The sequence below is a fragment of the Pedobacter paludis genome, assembly GCF_003173575.1.
GTDB classification, from domain to species: Bacteria; Bacteroidota; Bacteroidia; order Sphingobacteriales; family Sphingobacteriaceae; genus Pedobacter; species Pedobacter paludis.
In genome coordinates, this window is record NZ_QGNY01000005.1 from 222,529 (window position 1) to 242,169 (window position 19,641).

General features: G+C 36.3%; 18 protein-coding genes. All 18 read right to left on the reverse strand.

Annotation, left to right across the window (positions count from 1 at the left end; genetic code table 11):
• Positions 1-9: 9 nt before the first annotated feature.
• Entirely contained in the window at positions 10-984 is a 975-nt protein-coding gene (locus DF947_RS15115) for a FecR family protein (protein ID WP_109930881.1), read from the reverse strand.
• 128 nt (positions 985-1,112) lie between these two features.
• Positions 1,113-1,715 carry an RNA polymerase sigma-70 factor gene (locus DF947_RS15120; protein ID WP_109930882.1) on the reverse strand — a complete coding sequence of 201 codons (603 nt, stop codon included), beginning with the start codon at positions 1,713-1,715 and terminating at the stop codon, positions 1,113-1,115.
• A 110-nt stretch (positions 1,716-1,825) separates the two neighbouring features.
• Positions 1,826-2,365 (reverse strand): DUF420 domain-containing protein, encoded by a 540-nt coding sequence (locus DF947_RS15125; protein ID WP_109930883.1) that lies wholly within the window; start codon positions 2,363-2,365, stop codon positions 1,826-1,828.
• A 55-nt stretch (positions 2,366-2,420) separates the two neighbouring features.
• Positions 2,421-3,116, reverse strand: coding sequence for an SCO family protein (locus tag DF947_RS15130; protein WP_109930884.1), 696 nt, complete (start codon positions 3,114-3,116; stop codon positions 2,421-2,423).
• Positions 3,116-3,469: a cytochrome C oxidase subunit IV family protein gene (locus DF947_RS15135; protein WP_109930885.1), complete on the reverse strand. Its 354-nt coding sequence runs from the start codon at positions 3,467-3,469 to the stop codon at positions 3,116-3,118. The genes DF947_RS15130 and DF947_RS15135 overlap by 1 nt, the downstream gene beginning before the upstream one ends.
• A gap of 25 nt (positions 3,470-3,494) precedes the next feature.
• Positions 3,495-4,202, reverse strand: a complete 708-nt coding sequence (locus DF947_RS15140) for a cytochrome c oxidase subunit 3 (RefSeq protein WP_109930886.1) — start codon at positions 4,200-4,202, stop codon at positions 3,495-3,497.
• A gap of 31 nt (positions 4,203-4,233) precedes the next feature.
• Positions 4,234-4,800, reverse strand: a complete 567-nt coding sequence (locus DF947_RS15145) for a cytochrome c oxidase subunit 3 (protein WP_109931092.1) — start codon at positions 4,798-4,800, stop codon at positions 4,234-4,236.
• Between the two features lie 15 nt (positions 4,801-4,815).
• Complete coding sequence (gene cyoE, locus DF947_RS15150) at positions 4,816-5,724, reverse strand: heme o synthase (RefSeq protein WP_109930887.1); 909 nt, start codon at positions 5,722-5,724, stop codon at positions 4,816-4,818.
• Between the two features lie 11 nt (positions 5,725-5,735).
• Positions 5,736-6,794 (reverse strand): COX15/CtaA family protein, encoded by a 1,059-nt coding sequence (locus DF947_RS15155; protein ID WP_109930888.1) that lies wholly within the window; start codon positions 6,792-6,794, stop codon positions 5,736-5,738.
• An 81-nt stretch (positions 6,795-6,875) separates the two neighbouring features.
• Positions 6,876-8,756: a cytochrome c oxidase subunit I gene (locus tag DF947_RS15160; RefSeq protein ID WP_205940798.1), complete on the reverse strand. Its 1,881-nt coding sequence runs from the start codon at positions 8,754-8,756 to the stop codon at positions 6,876-6,878.
• A 22-nt stretch (positions 8,757-8,778) separates the two neighbouring features.
• Positions 8,779-10,005 (reverse strand): cytochrome c oxidase subunit II, encoded by a 1,227-nt coding sequence (locus tag DF947_RS15165; protein WP_109930890.1) that lies wholly within the window; start codon positions 10,003-10,005, stop codon positions 8,779-8,781.
• Between the two features lie 73 nt (positions 10,006-10,078).
• Positions 10,079-11,332 (reverse strand): quinol:cytochrome C oxidoreductase, encoded by a 1,254-nt coding sequence (locus DF947_RS15170; RefSeq protein WP_109930891.1) that lies wholly within the window; start codon positions 11,330-11,332, stop codon positions 10,079-10,081.
• A gap of 15 nt (positions 11,333-11,347) precedes the next feature.
• Entirely contained in the window at positions 11,348-11,953 is a 606-nt protein-coding gene (locus DF947_RS15175) for a c-type cytochrome (protein ID WP_109930892.1), read from the reverse strand.
• A complete protein-coding gene (locus tag DF947_RS15180; protein ID WP_109930893.1) occupies positions 11,925-12,461 on the reverse strand; it encodes a DUF3341 domain-containing protein in 537 nt (178 codons plus the stop codon). The genes DF947_RS15175 and DF947_RS15180 overlap by 29 nt, the downstream gene beginning before the upstream one ends.
• Before the next feature lie 2 nt (positions 12,462-12,463).
• Entirely contained in the window at positions 12,464-13,936 is a 1,473-nt protein-coding gene (gene nrfD, locus DF947_RS15185; RefSeq protein WP_109930894.1) for an NrfD/PsrC family molybdoenzyme membrane anchor subunit, read from the reverse strand.
• 26 nt (positions 13,937-13,962) lie between these two features.
• Positions 13,963-16,989: a TAT-variant-translocated molybdopterin oxidoreductase gene (locus DF947_RS15190; protein WP_109930895.1), complete on the reverse strand. Its 3,027-nt coding sequence runs from the start codon at positions 16,987-16,989 to the stop codon at positions 13,963-13,965.
• A 48-nt stretch (positions 16,990-17,037) separates the two neighbouring features.
• Positions 17,038-18,342 (reverse strand): c-type cytochrome, encoded by a 1,305-nt coding sequence (locus DF947_RS15195; RefSeq protein WP_109930896.1) that lies wholly within the window; start codon positions 18,340-18,342, stop codon positions 17,038-17,040.
• A gap of 300 nt (positions 18,343-18,642) precedes the next feature.
• The gene (locus tag DF947_RS15200) at positions 18,643-19,623 is read right to left on the reverse strand and encodes a deoxyhypusine synthase family protein (protein WP_109930897.1); all 981 of its coding nucleotides are present in this window, start codon (positions 19,621-19,623) and stop codon (positions 18,643-18,645) included.
• Between the last annotated feature and the right edge of the window lie 18 nt (positions 19,624-19,641).

The following is a 19,641-nucleotide window of genomic DNA, read 5'->3' on the forward strand; positions in this document are numbered from 1 at the left end:
TTTGATTAATTAGTTGATATTAGTTGTTTTAAGGATGATACTGTCTTTATCTTTCTGGATAGTTAGTCCATAGGTTACTTCCAATACTGCTAAAACCTCATCAAGCGAGTTATGCTTAAAAGTTGCATTCAACTTCTTCACCATTTGCTGATTGGTTTCTAATTTTATATCTGTTTTATAATAATCACTAAGTTGTTTACATACATCTTCCAAAGGGGTGTCTACAAATACGAGTTCATTTGTAAGCCACGAATCTGAGTTCTGAGATAATCTAGCTGTAAATTCCTTTTTCTGAATATTGTATGTTAAGGCTTGCCCCGCTGTTAGTATGGATGAGGTTCCATTTTGATAGGGAGAAAAAATAACCCGACCCGTTTTTACATCCAGATCTATCTTACTCGGAGAATAATCAATGTTAAATGAAGTGCCAAGCACGCTCACTTTTGATTCGCCCATTAAAACTCTAAATGGATGTTTAGGATCTTTTGCAATTTTAAAAAATGCACGGCCCTTACTTAGGTATATTTCCCTCGAATCAGAATTAAAGGCTTTGGGATATTTAACAATACTGTTGGCGGATAAAATTATTTTAGATCCATCAACTAGCAACACAGAGTCCATTTGATTTTTACCGGTTTGTTTGGTAAGTAAGGTAGAAGAATCTGCCGACTGATATAACCAATAGCTAACACCAACAATTAAAATTGTTGCCGCTGCAGCGCTTAGCCATTTCAACAAGCCTGAAGAATTTGGGGCAATATTTTTCAAAGCCCTTTTAAATCTTATTTCAGCTTGTTTATTATTTACGCCCTCAAGTTTAGATGATTTTGCCGATAAATTCCATACTTTCTCTATTTCAAGAAAATATTTTTCCTGATCCGATGATTCTGTACGAAATGATTCTACGGCACGACAAAGGTTTTCATCCTGCGGATTGTTTAAATACTGAACAATTAAGTCCAAGTATTCAGGTTTGTTAAGCATTAGTTTGTTTAGGTTTGTACTATAAGACAAACAAACTCCACAAAACCCCTAGTCTTTATGAAAAAAAAGTTAAATAAAGTTAAAACTGATAAAATATTGAGTGAAATTCTAAAGGGAAGGGTATAAACTCAATAGAGAAAGACGCTCATAAGCATTAAATAACTTTTCCCCTGTCTATTTAAGTGTTCATCATTTAAAAAGCGTTCTCTTAAAATTTTCAATGCGTTTCCAATATGATTTTCGACGGTTTTTTCTGAAATATCGAGCTGGATTGCAATTTCCTTATATTTTAAACTCTCGAAACGGCTTAACTTAAAAACCTTTTTGCATTGAGCAGGAAGTTTTTCTATTTCACTTCTCAGCAGAACAATCATTTCGTTTTCCTCATCAAGATTCATCAAATATTCATCCGAAAGTTCTGAGGCCAATTTTAAATGGTGTTGCTCAATATTTTTTTGTCTGTTAAAGTAATTGATTGAAGCATTAATTACTGTTCGGTACAAATATGATTTGATAGATTTTACTTCTGATAGATTTTCGGGGTTTTCCCAAACCTTAAGGAAAACATCTTGAACAATTTCTTCTGCTTCATGAATATCCTTAAGATATTTATCGCTGGCTAAAACAAGTTTCTCAAAATAAGACGTGTAGAATTGGGTAAAGGTAGCTGTTTGCCCCTTCTCAATTAAAGAGATTAAATCTCTTCCCGTTTCTATATTTAAAGCATCCATTAATAATGACAAACGTTAGCATTCGCGAACTATAAATCAATATTACAAATTAATGTGCAATAAATTATTGCATTTGGATGGTTTTCACCCTTTTAAACTAAAAATATAGGTTAATAGATATAGTAGGGCGAAATCATTAAGTAAACAATCACGCCGGTGATGGCCACGTACAGCCACAATGGAAAAGTAATTCTTGCGATTTTTCTGTGCTTGTCGAATCTTTGTGCCAATGCCCTAACGTAGGTAACTAATACTAAAGGGATTATAGCAATAGATAACAAGATATGGGTTAGCAGAATGAAAAAATAAACATATCTAATAGCGCCTTCTCCACCAAATTTTGTTGAAGGCGTTGTCATATGATAAGCAATGTACATTAGAAGAAACATTAAAGAACATGCTATTGCACTTTTCATTAAGTTTTGGTGTAATTGTATTTTGCCATTTTTTATCGCCCAAACGGCTATACCTAATAATACAGCGGTAACGCCATTAATAGTTGCGTAAATAGGTGGCAAAAAAGGAAGCGGTTTGGCATCTATTCCCAAATCTTTTAATTTAACCACAAAAAGCAAGGCCACCGCAACCGGTATGAAGATAGACAGGAAGATGATCCATTTATTATATTTTTTTTCTATCGGTGCGCTCATATTCGTATTTTAATAATGACTGCTTGCAAGTCAATTTTTACTGAAATTTTATTAATTATCTCCCGTCCTTTATATTCCTTAAATCTTCCGCTACAAGTACCTTAATTTCATCCGTTAGTTTCGATTGTGCATCGGCGTTAGTCGCGTCATAATATCCTCTAATTCTGCGTTGATTATCTAGAAGAATCATCTGGTTGCTATAAATAAATTTAGATCCATTGGTTTCTTCGCTATGAATTACATCTAGCATTAAGCCCTTTCTAATAAATGGATAAATTTTAGTTGTATCTCCTGCAAGTAAATCCCACTTTCCAGCTTTTGCGTTTTCTAAACCGGAATAGTTCGAAATCTTTTCTGTATCCTTTGGATCAACGGAAATGCTTACAAATTTTATTAAATTGTTTTTCTGATATTCTTCTACAAGTACCTTAATATTTTTAGCAACATCTTTTATAGGAGATTCGGTATAGAATAAATTAAGGATAACGATTTTGTTTTCTAAAGATTTCCAACTTATAGAATCCTTATTCTGATTAATCAATTTAAAATCTGGAACAGTGTAGTAAATCGTATCTGGAATCTTTTTCCCTTTTACACTATGAAATGTAGAAGCTATTTTCTTTTCGCCATAAATGGGAAGACTTTTATACCTGTTTTTGGCAAAGTGGGGCAATAAGTAAAAAAACAAAAATCCCGGTACGGCTAATATGCTTACCAGGATTAATGTTTTTGATATCGAAAATGATTTCATTAAAAGTTTTGGCTGTGGTGGAAAATAAATCCACCTTCAATCAACATCAATACAATAAAGTAAATAATGAAAATGAATGATACCGTTAAGGCCAATTGCAAACCAAGTTTCTCGTACTTTAAGTGCATAAAGTAAGCAACAATATAAAATGCTTTTAATAAGGTTAAAACGATATAAACGTAATTACCGATATGCTGGGTCATTAGTCCTTTCGGAATCATGATCAACGCAATGATAAATTCGATTACCGTAATTAACAATAATATTCCGAATACCTTCCAGATTTTTCCTTTAGATAAACCTGCATGTTCCTCGTGCCCGTGTTCTGATGTATGTACGTTATGTTCTGACATGATAATATTTTTAGATAATGATAAATTAAACCAAATAGAAGAATGTAAATACGAACACCCAAACTAAATCTACAAAGTGCCAGTATAAACCAACTTTTTCTACCATTAAGTAATGTCCCTTTCTTTCGAAAGTTCCATTAATGGTCATAATTAAGATAATGATATTAATGATTACTCCAGTAAATACGTGGAAACCGTGGAAACCAGTAATGGTAAAAAATAGATTGGCAAATTGTTGTGCCGCTACCAATGAAACTGGTCCGTTGAAGAATTGTTGCAACTCTTCTGCTGATGGAATTTCTCCCCATCCAAATCCTTCGTGGAATAAGTGTGTCCACTCTATTGCCTGACAGCCTAAGAACATGAAACCACCGATAATGGTTGCAATCATCCAGCCGATAACTTCTTTTTTAGAACGTCTGTGTCCTGCTTCTACAGCCAATACCATAGTTACCGAACTCATAATTAAGATAAAAGTCATAATCCCTACGAATACCAATGGCGCACCGTGTTCTACAACACCTGGAATAGATTGGAAAACTTTATCTGGAGCTGGCCAGGTTAATTTAGAAAAACGCTGAGCGCCATAATAAATCAAAAGTGATGAAAAGGTAAAAGCATCTGATAAAAGGAAAAACCACATCATTATTTTACCATATTCTACCGACCAGGGAGAACGACCACCATTCCATGGTCCGGTTTTAACTTGATCTAATTGTGATACTGTATTCATTTGGAAATAGTATAATAGTTTGTTAACAAATTTAACGGTTCAAAAGTAAAAAAACATACAGATATATCCATAATATATCTATAAAATGCCAAAAAATAGAAGCAATTTCCATACGGTATTGGCTCTTGGCAAGTGGAATATTTCTATAGCTACCAATTAAGCTACTGATAATTAGCGCAACACCTGCAATAATGTGCAATAAGTGCATTCCGGAAACGATATAAATAAAGGAAATTGCCGCATTGTTGCCAACTAAGGTTGCGCCCGTTTTAACCATGCTTCCCCATGCATTAAACTGCATAAAACCAAAAGCAATAGCCAGAATAACGGTTATCCAGAGCATATTTCTCTGTAAACCAAAGTTTAATTTTCTCAGTGCTCGAGAAGCCAGCATTAAAGTGATACTGCTTGCAATTATAACTATGCTGCTATAAATAAAAGCATCTGGTAAAACCAAGCCATGTCCTTTGCCTTTTGAGGCTGCAAACACCAAATAATAACTCGTAAAACCACCAAACATGATGGTAGAGGATACAACAAATAACCAGACGATAAACTTCCTGGGTTTTGGATCAAATGTATCTGGAATATTTTCCATTGCTAAAATCATAAATTATTTCGCGATAAAATTTAATAATAAGCCCAACTGCACTGCTGGGATGTAAAAAAATGAACAGAACATCAAACGTTTCGCATCTACCAATTCTCTGTTCAATAAAAGTTTAAGCGCCAACCAACTAAAAATTAAGCCACCAATTATCGATAATCCTGCAATATAATAACCGCCGAACCCATAAAAGGTTGGCAACAAACTCACTGGGATTAATATCAACGTACTTAAAAATGTAAGTAATGCAGTTGTTTTATCTCGCTTCTTAGTGGGCAACAATCTAAATCCTGCCTTTTTATAATCATCATCCAAAACCCAGGCAATTGCCCAAAAATGAGGGAATTGCCATACAAATTGAATCAGGAATAATATTCCAGCGATGTAATAATCTATCTCATGAAACATTTCGGCCTTCAAACTTCCAAATGCGGCCAAATATCCTATAAGTGGAGGTAATGCTCCAGGAATGGCACCAACAAATACGGCTATTGGCGACTTTCTTTTCAATGGTGTATATGCAAAAGCATACAATAAAATCGAAAATACAGAGAGCAAGCCTGTTTCTAAGTTCAGTTTACCCAATAACCATGTGCCTAAAAAAGCCATAAATACACCGAGTATCAATCCTTGTCCGGTTGTCATTCTACCGGCAGGCATTGGGCGATCCTTAGTTCGAGCCATTAACTTATCCAAGTCTTTCTCTATAATTTCATTAAAACAGTTTGCTGCTGCTGTAACCAAAAATCCTCCCGCAATAAGAATAAGCCAATTTCCCCAATCAATTGAAGGAATATTGCCTCTTCCTACCTGCATCTTCTGACCAATCAAAAATGATATTGAAGCAGAAAACACAACGGTAAAGCTCAGTCTGAACTTTACAAGCTTAGAAAAATCAGAAATAAATTGTTTCAATTCCCTTTATATTATTGTTTATAAGTACTTGTTCGGTAAACCAACAAATACAGATAAAACTGTAAACTAAATAACAGCGTAGAAAACAAAATATGCAATGCTTGCGCTGCAGGTGGAAATGCTATATATGCTAAAGCAAAACCACTTAATAATTGGATAAGCAATGTTATCAATATAAACCTTGCGGTTAATAATGGCGCTGCCTTTCCACTAAATCTATCAATTACCATTTTGTAAACGATGGCATTTGAAACAACAACCAATATGGCTAAATCTCTATGGTAAGAAAATACAGATCCAACTTTTGTAATCCAGGTTGCCTTACTTCCATATAGTAATGATTTTGCAATCACATCTATTGATTCTCTTACTTCAGTGCCCAAAATAATTTGGGCGATGCTTAATAGTACTGTAAAAAACAAAAAACCTTTTAACCATAAAATGCGGTACATAATTACCGATGGTACCTTATGTAATTGTTTTGCGTAGTTGTAGGTATAAATGGATATCGCCAAAATTACCAGCGCTAAAAGCATGTGAACGGTTACAACCCATTGTGCCAAATTTGTAGAAACAACTATTGAACCTAACCAAGCCTGATATCCTACTACCAAAATATTGATGATGCTTAGAACAATTATTCTTTTCGCTGTTTTTTTATAAACAAATGAATAAATAGCCGTGAGCAATAAAAATATTCCTGCCAAAGCACCTGCTAAACGATTAAGATATTCGGTCCATGTTTTTGCAGGATTAAACTCTTCGGGTATTGTAATGCTTTTATCGTTTCTAATACTATCTGCCAATGCAACCTTACCCATACTTTCCAAATACTTTGCAAAGCGTTCGTTTTTCTTAATCCGACCAGCAACGTATTTTTCCTTATAATTAGCAGGAAGTTCAGATGCATTCGTTGGCGGAATATATCGATCAAAGCATTTCGGCCAATCAGGACAACCCATGCCCGAGCCTGTACTGCGTACAATACCTCCAGCTAAAATAACCAATAGTGTAACTATAATGGTTATCAGATTTATACGAATGAAACGTTGCTCTGATCTACTGATCATATAATTATAAGATGAAAAGGGGCATCTGGATAAGCAGAAACTTAATCAGATACCCCTTTTTAATTTTGTTAAAGCTTTAAACTAGCCTTTATTTTCTACAACTGGATTTGCCAATTCCCAATCTTGCTGTATTTTTTCAGCTTCGGCATTCCCTTCAAAATCATGAGGTAAATTAGAGCTCATTGTTTGTGAGAAAGGAACCGTTTGAGGAATAAAATCTGCATCATGACCAGGTTTGCTATAATCATATGGCCATCTGTAAACAGTTGGAATTTCTCCTGGCCAGTTTCCATGTAAGTGCTCTACAGGTGCTGTCCATTCTAAAGTATTTGATTCCCATGGATTTTGAGGTGCAACCTTTCCTTTGAAAATCGAATAGAAGAAGTTGAACAAGAATGCTACCTGTGCTAAAGCTGCCAAAATAGCTGCCCAAGTTACAAATATGTTTACTGTTAACCATTTCTTCATGAATTCAAATTCAGTGAATGCATAGTAACGACGAGGAACGCCATCCAAACCTAAAAAGTGTAATGGGAAGAATACTAAATAAGCTGAAATAAATGTAAGCCAGAAGTGTAAATATCCAAGTTTAGCATTCATCATTTTACCAAACATTTTTGGATACCAGTGATAAACACCTGCAAGCATACCAAAAATAGCTGCTGACCCCATTACCAAGTGGAAGTGGGCAACAACAAAATACGTATCGTGTAAGTTAATATCTAGTGATGCATTACCTAAAAAGATACCTGTTAAACCTCCGGAGATAAAGAATGATACCAAACCAATTGCAAATAACATTGCTGGTGTAAAACGAATATTACCTCGCCATAAAGTAGCTAAATAATTGAAGGTTTTTACTGCTGATGGTACTGCAATAATTAATGTAGTGATCATAAATACACCACCCAATAATGGATTCATGCCCGTAACAAACATATGGTGCCCCCATACAATGAACGAAAGTACTGTAATACCTATTAATGAATAAACCATTGCATGGTAACCGAAGATTGGTTTACGCGAGTTTACCGAAATTACTTCTGATGAGATACCCAAAGCTGGCATAATTACAATATACACCTCAGGGTGACCTAAGAACCAGAACAAGTGTTGCCATAAAATCGGAGAACCACCTTCGTTAGGTAAAATTGTAGTACCCATTACGATGTCAGACAAGTAGAAACTTGTTCCAAAACTACGGTCGAATACCAATAATACCACACCAGCAACTAATACTGGGAAAGATAAGATACCTAAAATTGCGGTTAAGAAGAATGCCCAAATTGTTAATGGCATTTTCCAAAGGTCCATACCTTTAGTACGCATATTTAAAATTGTACTTACATAGTTGATACCACCCATTAAAGATGATGCAACAAACATAACCATACTGATTAACCACAAAGTCATACCCAACCCAGAACCAGGTATTGCTGTTGGTAATGCCGATAAAGGAGGATAAACTGTCCAACCGCCAGATGCAGGTCCTGTTTGAATAAAGAATGAAGACATCATTACCACACAGGCCATAAAGAAGAACCAGTAAGAAAGCATGTTTAAGAATGGCGATGCCATATCTCTAGCTCCAATTTGTAATGGTATCAATAAGTTACTAAATGTACCGCTTAATCCTGCAGTTAATACAAAGAATACCATAATGGTACCATGAATAGTAACCAAAGCCAGGTAGAAATCTGATTTGATACGGCCACCTTCTGCCCATTTACCCAAGAAAGTTTCTAAAAATGGAAAGTTTTTATCAGGCCATGCTAATTGGATACGGAATAAAATTGATAAGCCCATAGCAATAACTGCCATGATAATACCTGTAATTAGGAATTGCTTAGCAATCATTTTATGATCCATACTGAAGATATACTTTGAAATCAAAGTCTCCTTATGGTGCCCATGATCAGCGTGATCGTGATTGTGTTCGTCGTGTAATGCTATTGTTGACATAATTCTTTCGCTCTGCAGTATATTATTTATTTAAAGCCATTTGGTTAGTTTTCACAGCTGCTGAATCTTTAGCTGTTGAATCTGACACCGATTTAACAGGTGCAGGTGCCACTGGCAAATTAAATTGTTTTCTCAAATCGTCGTTTAAGTAGGTTTTCTGTTTAGCTAACCATTCTTCGTATTCCTTTTCAGAAACTACACGAACATCTTTTTGCATGTTATAGTGACCAGCACCGCAAATTTTAGCACAGTAGAAAAGGAACTTAAAATTAGGATCGTTCGTTTCCTCCTGCATTTGAGCAGTAGTTTTTGTTGGTGTAAATTCAAAAATTGTCTGCATACCCGGTACTGTGTTCAACTGAACTCTGAAATGAGGCATGTAAAAACTGTGAATTACATCTTTACTATTTAAGATAAGTTTAACTGGCTTGTTAACCGGAATAACCATCTCATCAGCCATCAAATCATCGCGTGATTTTAAATCGCTAAAATCGATACCTAATGTATTGCTAGCTGTAGTTAATTTATAGTTTTTGTGTCCTACAACTCCATCTGCCCCTGGGTAACGGATAGACCATTTAAATTGCTCCGATGTAACTTCGATTTGAAGTGGTTTATGATTTGGATCTTCTACTTTGAAGAAAATTGATCTCCATGTTAAGAAGCCCATTAATACCAATACCGTTAAAACCAATGCAGGAACAATTGTCCAGATTTTTTCGATTGTATTGTTGTGCGGATAGTAGTAAGCTTTTCTTTTTGCAGAATATTTGTATATGTAAGAAAATCCAAATAATAAGATGTGTGTTGCAATGAAAACGATTGTTGTAATGATCAATGTTAAATTGAACATATCATCAATACGCTTTCCGTGGATAGATGCAGCATCTGGAAGCAACATTGAACCATGAACTGTATATTCCCAATACACACCATATAAACCTAAAACCAAGAACAATGCAAATAAACTAGAATTTACTCTGTTCCAGTTGATACCACCATCTTTGCCTTGTGCCTCACGGCTCAGTTCATAAACTTTTAGGGCTTTACCCACAATTGCTATGAACAAACAAACTGCAAGGAAAACCAGAATATAAAATATAACTGATTTATAAACCTCGCCCATATCAACCTTAGGTGCCGCCGCTGCTGCTGCATCTTGTGCAAATGCGCTGGTGTTTGCAAAAACAGTAAGTAATACTGCTAAAGCTGCGGTCGTTTTATTCGTGATAAACTTTCTTAAACTCATTTTCTTAAAAGTAGTACGCCGTACTGCTAATTATAATAATAATTAAATATTTGCCCCTATATAATTCACCAAACTAAAGCTGGTGATGCAAACTCTCTTGTAATAATGGGTGATTTTTTGCTATTAAAGGCTTTTTACTTAAAGCGCCTAAAACCGTAAAGGTAAACAATCCTACAAAACCTGCTGCAATTCCGATTTCGATAAAGCTGAAACCGTTAGTTCCTTCTTCTACTGCACCCGGCATAATCATTTGATAGTAATCTACCCAGTGACCTAACAATACCACAATCGAAACGAACAATAATTTAACATCCGTTCTTTTGTTATCTCTATCCATTAATAATAATACAGGAGCTAAGAAGTTCATTGCAAGGTTTAAGAAAAACCAGAATTTATAATACTCAAAGCGTTTGTAGAAATAAACAGTTTCCTCTGGCATGTTTGCATAGTAGATTAACAAGAACTGTGCAAACCATACGTAAGTCCAGAAAATAGAGAAACCAAAAATAAACTGACCTAAATTGTGCAAGTGACTATTATTAACCCATTGCATATAACCAGCTCTTCTTAATAAGATAAGGATAATGGCAATTGTTGCTAAACTGCTTACCCACATTGCAGCAAAGTTATACCAACCAAACATGGTTGAGAACCAGTGCGCTTCTAAAGACATAACGGTATCGAAAGCAAAAATTGGAGTTGTAAATCCGTAAATTACTAGAAAGATACAGGCATTTTTAAAGCTTTTTCTGTAAGAATTTAATCCACCTGCTAAATCTTCATTGTATGAAAATCCAACAAACATCATAGCGAAAATGCTGTAAACCCCTAAAAATAATAACTGACGGCCTAAAAAGAAAGGTTTATTTAGAAATACAGATTTACCTGCGATGATTGCATCATAATGCTCTGATCCTTTTTCTGCTAAACCATGAGTTGCCCAATGTTTATAAAGATAAGGTACACTAACACTCTGGCCGTGTTCTATTATGGTATGTTCTATAAACAAACCGGCAGTTATTATAGCAATAAGTATAACAGCAGCAATTGGCAATGTTTTGGCCATTGCTTGTGGTACACGTAAAATTGATGCAGACCAACCTGCCTGAGCTACAAATTGAACCGCTAAAAAAAACATACCCGACATACAAACGCATGCAAAGTAATATCCCATAAGTAACAGGTTGGCAAAAGTGCGCTCTTGGTGGCCACTTAAAAAACCATAAGCAATAGCTGCAATACCTAAAACGATACCGATTATGCTTAAAGTTTTTACTTTTCCTGTAAACTCAAATTGTTCACTAAAATTAATATTGTGAGTTCCCATTTATATTCTGTTTACTTATTGTCCTTTTTGTAATTGTTGAACATACATCACTACTTTCCAACGATCTGTTGGAGAAATTTGTGAAGCATGCGAGCCCATGTTATTTACACCATATGTAATGGTATGATAGATTTTACCTGCAGTAAGATCTGCCATAGCTCCACCTCTTGATGAACTGCCTTCATGATAAGAAGGTACACCGCTAAATTTCTCAATTTTTACTAAGTGTCCTTGTCCATCACCTTTATCACCATGACAAGGGTTACAGAAAACTGTAAACAAATGTTTACCATCTGCAAGGTTAAGGGTATCTACCGGTAATGGATTTACCATGCTAACACCTGCTGCCTCATATCCTTCTTTTGTGTTAGGGTATTCATCATACTCAGTAAAACCTACTGGTTTTGTATGTGCTGGTGGCAACTGTGCAGTTTTACCATCTTTAAAATTTTTATTTGGCTGATCAGGATTGTAAGCAATCGGATCATACATATTCCTGGCATATTCCAAACCAGTACTACGTTTATCTTTACAAGCCGAGAAAGTAGCTACAAAAGCAATAGCTAAAAGCGCAGTGTAAACAAATTTATTCTTATTCATAGCTAATGTACTTCCTTTCATTATACTTTACTTCTAAAGCACCAGCGTTTTTTAATAATTCATCAATTACGGTATGCTCAGCGTTTTCTTTTGCATCAACTGCAATAACAAAGCGATCATCGGTTGCACGAAGATCCATTACTCTTGGCGCTCTTCCTGGAAATAAGTGTGTTGAAGCATAGTAGGTTAATACCATACCAAAAGCACAAAATAAAACCGTTAATTCGAACATTATCGGAATAAAATCCGGCAATGCAAATGATGGTTTACCACCAATGTTTACTCTCCAATCGATAACTGCGCAGAAATAAATTAAAGCGAAGGCCGCACAGGTACCTGTAATACCAAAGCAAAATGCCGCAATATCAATTCTCGATCTTTTAACTCCTAATTTGGCTTCTATTCCGTGTATAGGCATTGGCGTATACACATCATGTATACTGATGTTATTTTCCTGAAGCTTATCGATGCCGTGCATCATTTCATCAGGATCACCAAAACTGCCTAAAATATATTTGATATCACTCATTGTTATATTTTTGCGTAATCTTCTTGTTTAACACTATCAAATTTCTCTAAAGATTCTATGTACTCAGCTATATACTCTTTATTTTCATGACCTTCTTTAATCTGTTTCATCTTGGCTTGCTCACTTGCAGATTTTAATAATAATTTAACCTCGGCAATGGCAATAGATGGTAATACTCTTAAGAATAATAAGAACAAGGTAAAGAATAGTCCGATTGAACCCACAAATACACTTACATCAACCCAAGTTGGATAAAACATTGCCCAGCTTGAAGGAATATAATCACGGTGTAATGAAGTAACGATAATTACGAAACGCTCGAACCACATACCCACGTTTACAACAATTGATAAAATCCATGTTGCCCTGATGCTTAAGCGAATCTTTTTAAACCACAACAGTTGTGGAGAGATTACGTTACAAGTCATCATCATCCAGTATGCCCACCAGTAAGGACCAGTAGAACGGTTGATAAATGCGTATTGCTCATATTCAGAACCTGAATACCATGCAATGAAAAACTCTGTTAAATATGCAACACCAACAATTGAACCTGTTAAGATGATGATTTTATTCATCGACTCGATGTGGAACATTGTGATGTAATTTTCAAGACCTAAAACTTTACGTGCTACCAATAATAAGGTTAACACCATCGCGAAGCCTGAAAAAATTGCACCCGCAACAAAATAAGGAGGGAAAATTGTTGTATGCCATCCCGGAATTACTGATGTTGCAAAGTCCATTGATACAATTGTGTGTACCGAAAGTACAAGTGGCGTTGAGATACCTGCTAAGATTAAAGACACGGCTTCGAAACGTTGCCATGTTTTAACACTTCCACTCCATCCAAAAGAGAAGATAGAATAGATTTTTCTACGTGTGCCTACTGCACGATCGCGGATTGTAGCGATATCTGGTAATAAACCAGTATACCAAAACAATAAGGATACAGAGAAGTAAGTTGAGATTGCAAACATATCCCACACTAGAGGTGAGTTAAAGTTTACCCATAGTGAACCAAACTGGTTTGGTAAAGGTAAAACCCAATAAGCTAACCAAGGACGGCCCATGTGAGATACAACATATGTTGCCGCACAAATAACGGCGAAAATCGTCATCGCCTCTGCAGAACGGTTAATGGAGTTACGCCAGTTCTGACGGAAAAGTAATAGTACTGCTGAAATTAATGTTCCAGCGTGACCAATACCAACCCACCATACGAAACCGGTGATATCCCATGCCCATCCAACTGTTTTATTTAAACCCCAAGATCCGATACCGTTCCAGAAAGTGTAACTTACTGCTACAACCCAAAGTAAAGCACCTAATGAGGCAAAAGTGAACCCGATCCACCAAGCTTTGTTTGGCTTATTCTCTACCGGTCCTAAAATATCATCCGTAATTTTTGCATACGTGATGTTATCTCCGGTAATTAATGGTTCTCTAAGTATTGATTCGTTATGTCCTGACATAATTTGTATTTTCTTTATACTAAAGCTTACGCTTGTACTGTTGTATCTGTATTTCTAATTTTTGTCATATATCCGATACCTGGTTTCACGTTGATCTCTTCTAATACGTAGTAGATACGCTCAGAACGTAATGCTTTAGAAACTTCAGAGTTTGGATCGTTTGAATCACCAAATATGATTGCATTTGCTGAACAAGCTTCTTGACAAGCCATTTTAATATCGCCATCTTTTAATGGACGTTTCTCAATTTTAGCCTGAAGTTTGCCACCTTGTATACGTTGGATACACATAGAGCATTTCTCCATAACACCACGAGAACGTGTAGTTACATCAGGATTTAAAACCAATTGAGTAAACTCGTTATTTAAATAGTTATCGAAACGAGAATCGTTCCAGTAGTTAAACCAGTTAAAACGACGTACTTTGTATGGACAGTTATTCGCACAGTAACGTGTACCTACGCAACGGTTATAAGCCATGTGGTTTAAACCATCTGATGAGTGTACAGTTGCCAATACCGGACAAACCGTTTCGCAAGGTGCGTGATCACAGTGCTGACATAACATAGGCTGGTGAACAACCGAAACATGATCTAAATCTTCCAACTTAGCAATTTCTTTCTCTCTTGTTACATCACCGTCCTTAGTTTCGTAGCTGTAATAACGATCGATACGAATCCAGTGCATCTCACGACGACGGCGAACCTCATCACGACCTACAACAGGGATATTGTTTTCTACGTTACAAGCCACAATACAGGAACCACAACCTGTACAAGCATTCAAATCGATTGCCATAACCCAGTTGTTACCTGGTTTTTCGTATTGATCCCAAAGGTCATAGTTTTTATGTCCTTCTTCGCCTTTACCCGTACCAGCAGCAGGGTTTTTCAGGTATTCTTTAAAAGTAGCTTCACGGATTACGTTACGGCCTTCGAAAGAGTGGTGCGTTTGTGTTTGTGCCAACTCGTAATGACCGCCTGTAGGAGTAAGCGTTACCGTAGTAGCATATTGCATTGTTCCATTTACAAAAGAAACAAAAGGGAATGCATTTTTACCTACATCGTTACCTGCTTTACCAACTTTGGTACGGCCATAACCCAATGCAATAGAAACTGTTCCCTGTGCTTGTCCTGGTTGTACTAAAACAGGAAGATCAACTGAATATCCGTTGCTGCCTTTTACGGTTACAACATCAAATTCTTTAATATTTAGTTTCTCAGCATATTTAGGCGCAATAGCAACATAATTATCCCAAGTTACTTTTGAAACTGGATCAGGTAATTCTTGTAAGAATGCGTTGTTTGCACTTTTACCATCACGCATTGGAACGTTTTCGTAAACCTGTAATTCTACATCTTTAGCTAAAGCTTTGCTGCTGTTCACAATTGAAGTAGCGACTGCAGCTAAAGACAAGCTGAATGAATAAGCACCTGCAGGTTTTGCAGTTACCGAAACAACACCTTTATCTAAAACCTCATCCCATTTAATACCTAAAGCTGGCAACATTTTGGTTTCCCAATTGTTGCGAACAAACTGATAGTAATCCTTAACTGGAGCATCAGCCCAAACTAATAAACTTTCTTCAGCTTGACGGCTGTTGAAAACAGGATTAATAGTTGGCTGTACGATTGAATAATATCCTTCGTAAGCATTTGCATCACCCCATGATTCTAAATAGTTATGATTAATGGCAACAACATCACAAAGTGAAGCAGTTTCATCAGAACGATCTGAGAATGAAATTTTAGTTGGTACTTTTGCTAAAGCATCACCGAATTTTTTGCTATCGATCGAATCGTAAGCTGGGTTGCTATTTAAGAATAAAACTGCACCAACTTCTCCGCGACTCATTTCAGCAACTAAACCGTTAAATTCAGCATCATTACCTCCATATAAGTAGCAAGGATTATCTAAATCGATGGTAGTACCATAACTTCCGATAGAGGCATTGATGGCGTTTACCAAAATTTGAGTAGAAACATCGTTAGAACCACAAACTACAAGACTTTTGCCTTTAGTTTGCAATAATTCTTTTGCTACTAATTTAATTACTTTATCGGCAGTTGTATTGTTACCTAGTGTTCCACCAGGTAAAGCGCCACCAGTAATTGCATTGTATAAGGCGATTAAAGCTGGTCCTTGCTCAGATAATTTAATCGGAACACGAGTATCAGCGTTCGTACCCGTTAAGCTCATTCCACTTTCAAATTGAATGTGGCGGCTCATTTTTTTATTTTCTAACGATTTATAGTTACGGTTGGCAGTATACTGTGAGGTAAACTCTTCTCCGCTAATCCAGGTACCTAAGAAATCGGCACCAAAACTTACGATTAAATCTGCTTTATCGAAATTGTATTTTGGTAAAACGGCTTTACCGAAACTATTTTGATTGGCCTGAATAATACCTGTATAAGAAACAGCATCATACTGAACCAGTTTAGTTGCAGGATATTTCGTTATGAAACCTGCAATTACTGCATTTGTTGATGGACTGTTAACTGTTGAAGCAACAATACGGATTTTTTTACCAGAAGCTTGTGCTTTAGCCAATTCTGATTTTACAAAACCATCAACTTCAGACCAAGTTGTTTCTTTAGTTTTAAGAACCGGCGCCTTTAATTTAGATACATCGTATAAATCCAAAACAGAAGCTTGTGCTCTTGCATCTGTACCACAATTAAATTGACCCGCATTTGGATTTGGTTCTATTTTAATTGGGCGTCCCTCTCTTGTTTTAACTAAAATACTTTGGCCGTTAAAGCTAGAAGTATAATAGTTAGGAATACCTGGAGTAACCTCTTCAGGCTTAACCAAATAAGGGATTGATTTTTTTAACGGTGTACTTTGGCAAGCGGCTAATGTAACGGCACCTAAACCAAAACCTAACGCCTTTAAAAAGTCGCGGCGTGGGGTAACGGTACTTAACCCTGCTTCATTTAAAACATCTTCTATTGGAAGTGGCTCGGCGAATTCGTTTTTGTTATTTTTAACAAAATCGGGTGTATTGTTATACTCCTCTAAGCCTTTCCAGTATTTTTTATTGCTTTCCATTTAAGCTATATTACTGTTTATCGAACGTTCTTACTAAACTCTAATCTATTAATAGTGGCATTTACCACACTCTAAACCACCCAATAACGCTGGTGTAATTTTCTCGCCTTTTTTAATTTTCTCATGCGCTTCGATAACCTTAGCGTAGAAAGCATTGTTTTTCTGACCAGAAATATCTGTTTCTTTATGGCAGTTAATACACCATTTCATGGTTAATGGAGAATATTGATAAATTTCTTCCATTGTATTAACCGGACCGTGACAAGCGAAACATACAGGTTCTGTTGGTTGTAATCCTTTTGCTTTACGAATTGCATCTTCTGCAACAACAACGTGTTGAGAGTGGTTGAAGTAAGCAAAATCTGGTAGATTGTGTACACGTACCCACTCCATTGGTTTTGATTTACTTTCGTCGTATTTCTGAGTTTCTGGATCGTAACCTAAAGCATTATAGATTTTTTTGATCTCTGGAGAAATCTGTCCGTCATATTTATCTCTTGCCTGTACCGCTTTGTGGCAGTTCATACAAACATTTAATGATGGAATAGATGCGTTTTTAGATTTAAAAGCACCTGAGTGACAATACTGACAATCGATTTGATTAATCCCAGCATGCAACTCGTGTGAGAATTTAATTGGTTGTACCGGTTGATAACCTGTATGAACACCAGTATTCCACATGCCCATCCAACCAAAAGAACCTAAGCAGATAATTAAGCACAAGATAAAGAACATAACAAATTTCTTGTTTTTGAACATCTTGCGAACACCAACTTTCAATGGCACATCCTCTTCAATCTCGATTCCTTGTTTTTGTAGAATTAAGCGCTCAAGCAATTTACTTGCACGACCTAAGATTACTAAAATTACAATGGCTATTAATACGATAGCAACGATACCAACAATCGAAAGTCCGGAAACTCCATCTTTGGCAGTTGTGTTTGCATCTACAGCTCCTGGAGCACCAGCTGCTGGTTTAGGCTCACCTTCTTTAATATATGCTAAAATGCTTTTAACTTTTGCCTCATCCAGTTCAGGAAAAGAAGTCATGGCAATTTTACCATTTTCGTTGAAAAGCTTAACAGCTGCAGGATCGCCTGAAGCCACTAAACCCTGTGAGTTCGGAATCCACTTTAACAAAAAAGCTTCTGGGTGACGATCGTTAACACCTGTTAAGGCCGGACCAATCAATTTCGAATCTAATGCGTGGCACGAAGAACATTTAGCTTTAAAAAGCGTTCTTCCCTCTTTAGCATCTTGCGCACTAACGGTAGAAACCGCTATAACGGAAATAGCTGAAAACAAGAATAACGACTTCCAAACGCTTTTTAAAATCATCGAGATATCTCTCATAATGAACACTTTATACTTATTTAATTTACTTTTTGTTGTGAAATTGATGCCTGAGTTGAAAGAACCCCATCAAAACTTGAACAAAAGTATAACTTATTAATAAATCCCATGACATAATAGTGACTGGAAATACAATTTATAATCATTCTAAACAAATGCTGATTCAAGCCTCTGAGGCAATAAAAATGGCCATTTTGATCGAAATCTAAAACGGCCATGTTATTCGAGACAAGTGTATGAAGTTTTCAGTTTGCAATTATGGGTTGTAATCGCGTTATGAAATCTTCAATACTTGAATATTTATTGTTTTAATATCCAGGCAAACATCAACGGCGCTACAATTGTCGCATCACTTTCTACAATAAACTTAGGTGTATGGATATCGAGCTTGCCCCAGGTAATTTTTTCGTTGGGAACCGCACCAGAATACGAACCATAAGAAGTAGTCGAATCTGAAATTTGACAGAAATAGCTCCAGAAAGGTATGTTCTCCATTTCCATATCCTGATAAAGCATTGGCACTACACAGATTGGGAAATCGCCAGCGATACCACCACCGATTTGGAAAAATCCAATTCCTTTACCACCACTGTTTGCAATATACCAATCGGCTAACCAGCCCATATATTCAATACCACCTTTTACAGTAGTAGCGGTTAATTCCTTTTTCATTACATAAGATGCAAAGATGTTACCCATTGTAGAATCTTCCCATCCTGGAACAACAATTGGCAAATTCTTTTCAGCAGCGGCTAGCATCCACGAATTTTTTGGATCAATTTCATAGTATTGTTCCAAATCGCCACTTAAAAGCATTTTATACATAAACTCATGTGGAAAATAACGTTCGCCTGCTTTTTCGGCATCCATCCAGATTTTTTGGATGTGCTTTTGTAAACGACGAAAAGCTTCTTCTTCAGGGATACAGGTATCCGTAACACGATTGTAGTGATTCTCTAAAAGATCCCACTCATCCTGCGGACTTAAATCGCGGTAATTAGGTACGCGTTTGTAATGTGAATGTGCAACCAGATTCATGATATCTTCTTCAAGGTTTGCACCAGTACAAGAAATAATAGAAACTTTATCCTGACGGATCATTTCTGCAAGTGAAATGCCCAATTCTGCAGTACTCATTGCACCAGCTAGGGTTATCATCATTTTACCACCCTCATCTAAATGTGTTTCGTAACCCTTTGCTGCATCCATCATTGCGGCTGCATTAAAATGGAGATAATTACGCTCCATAAACTGAGATATTGGTCCTCTTGTATTGCTCATTTCGTTTTGTATTGTTTG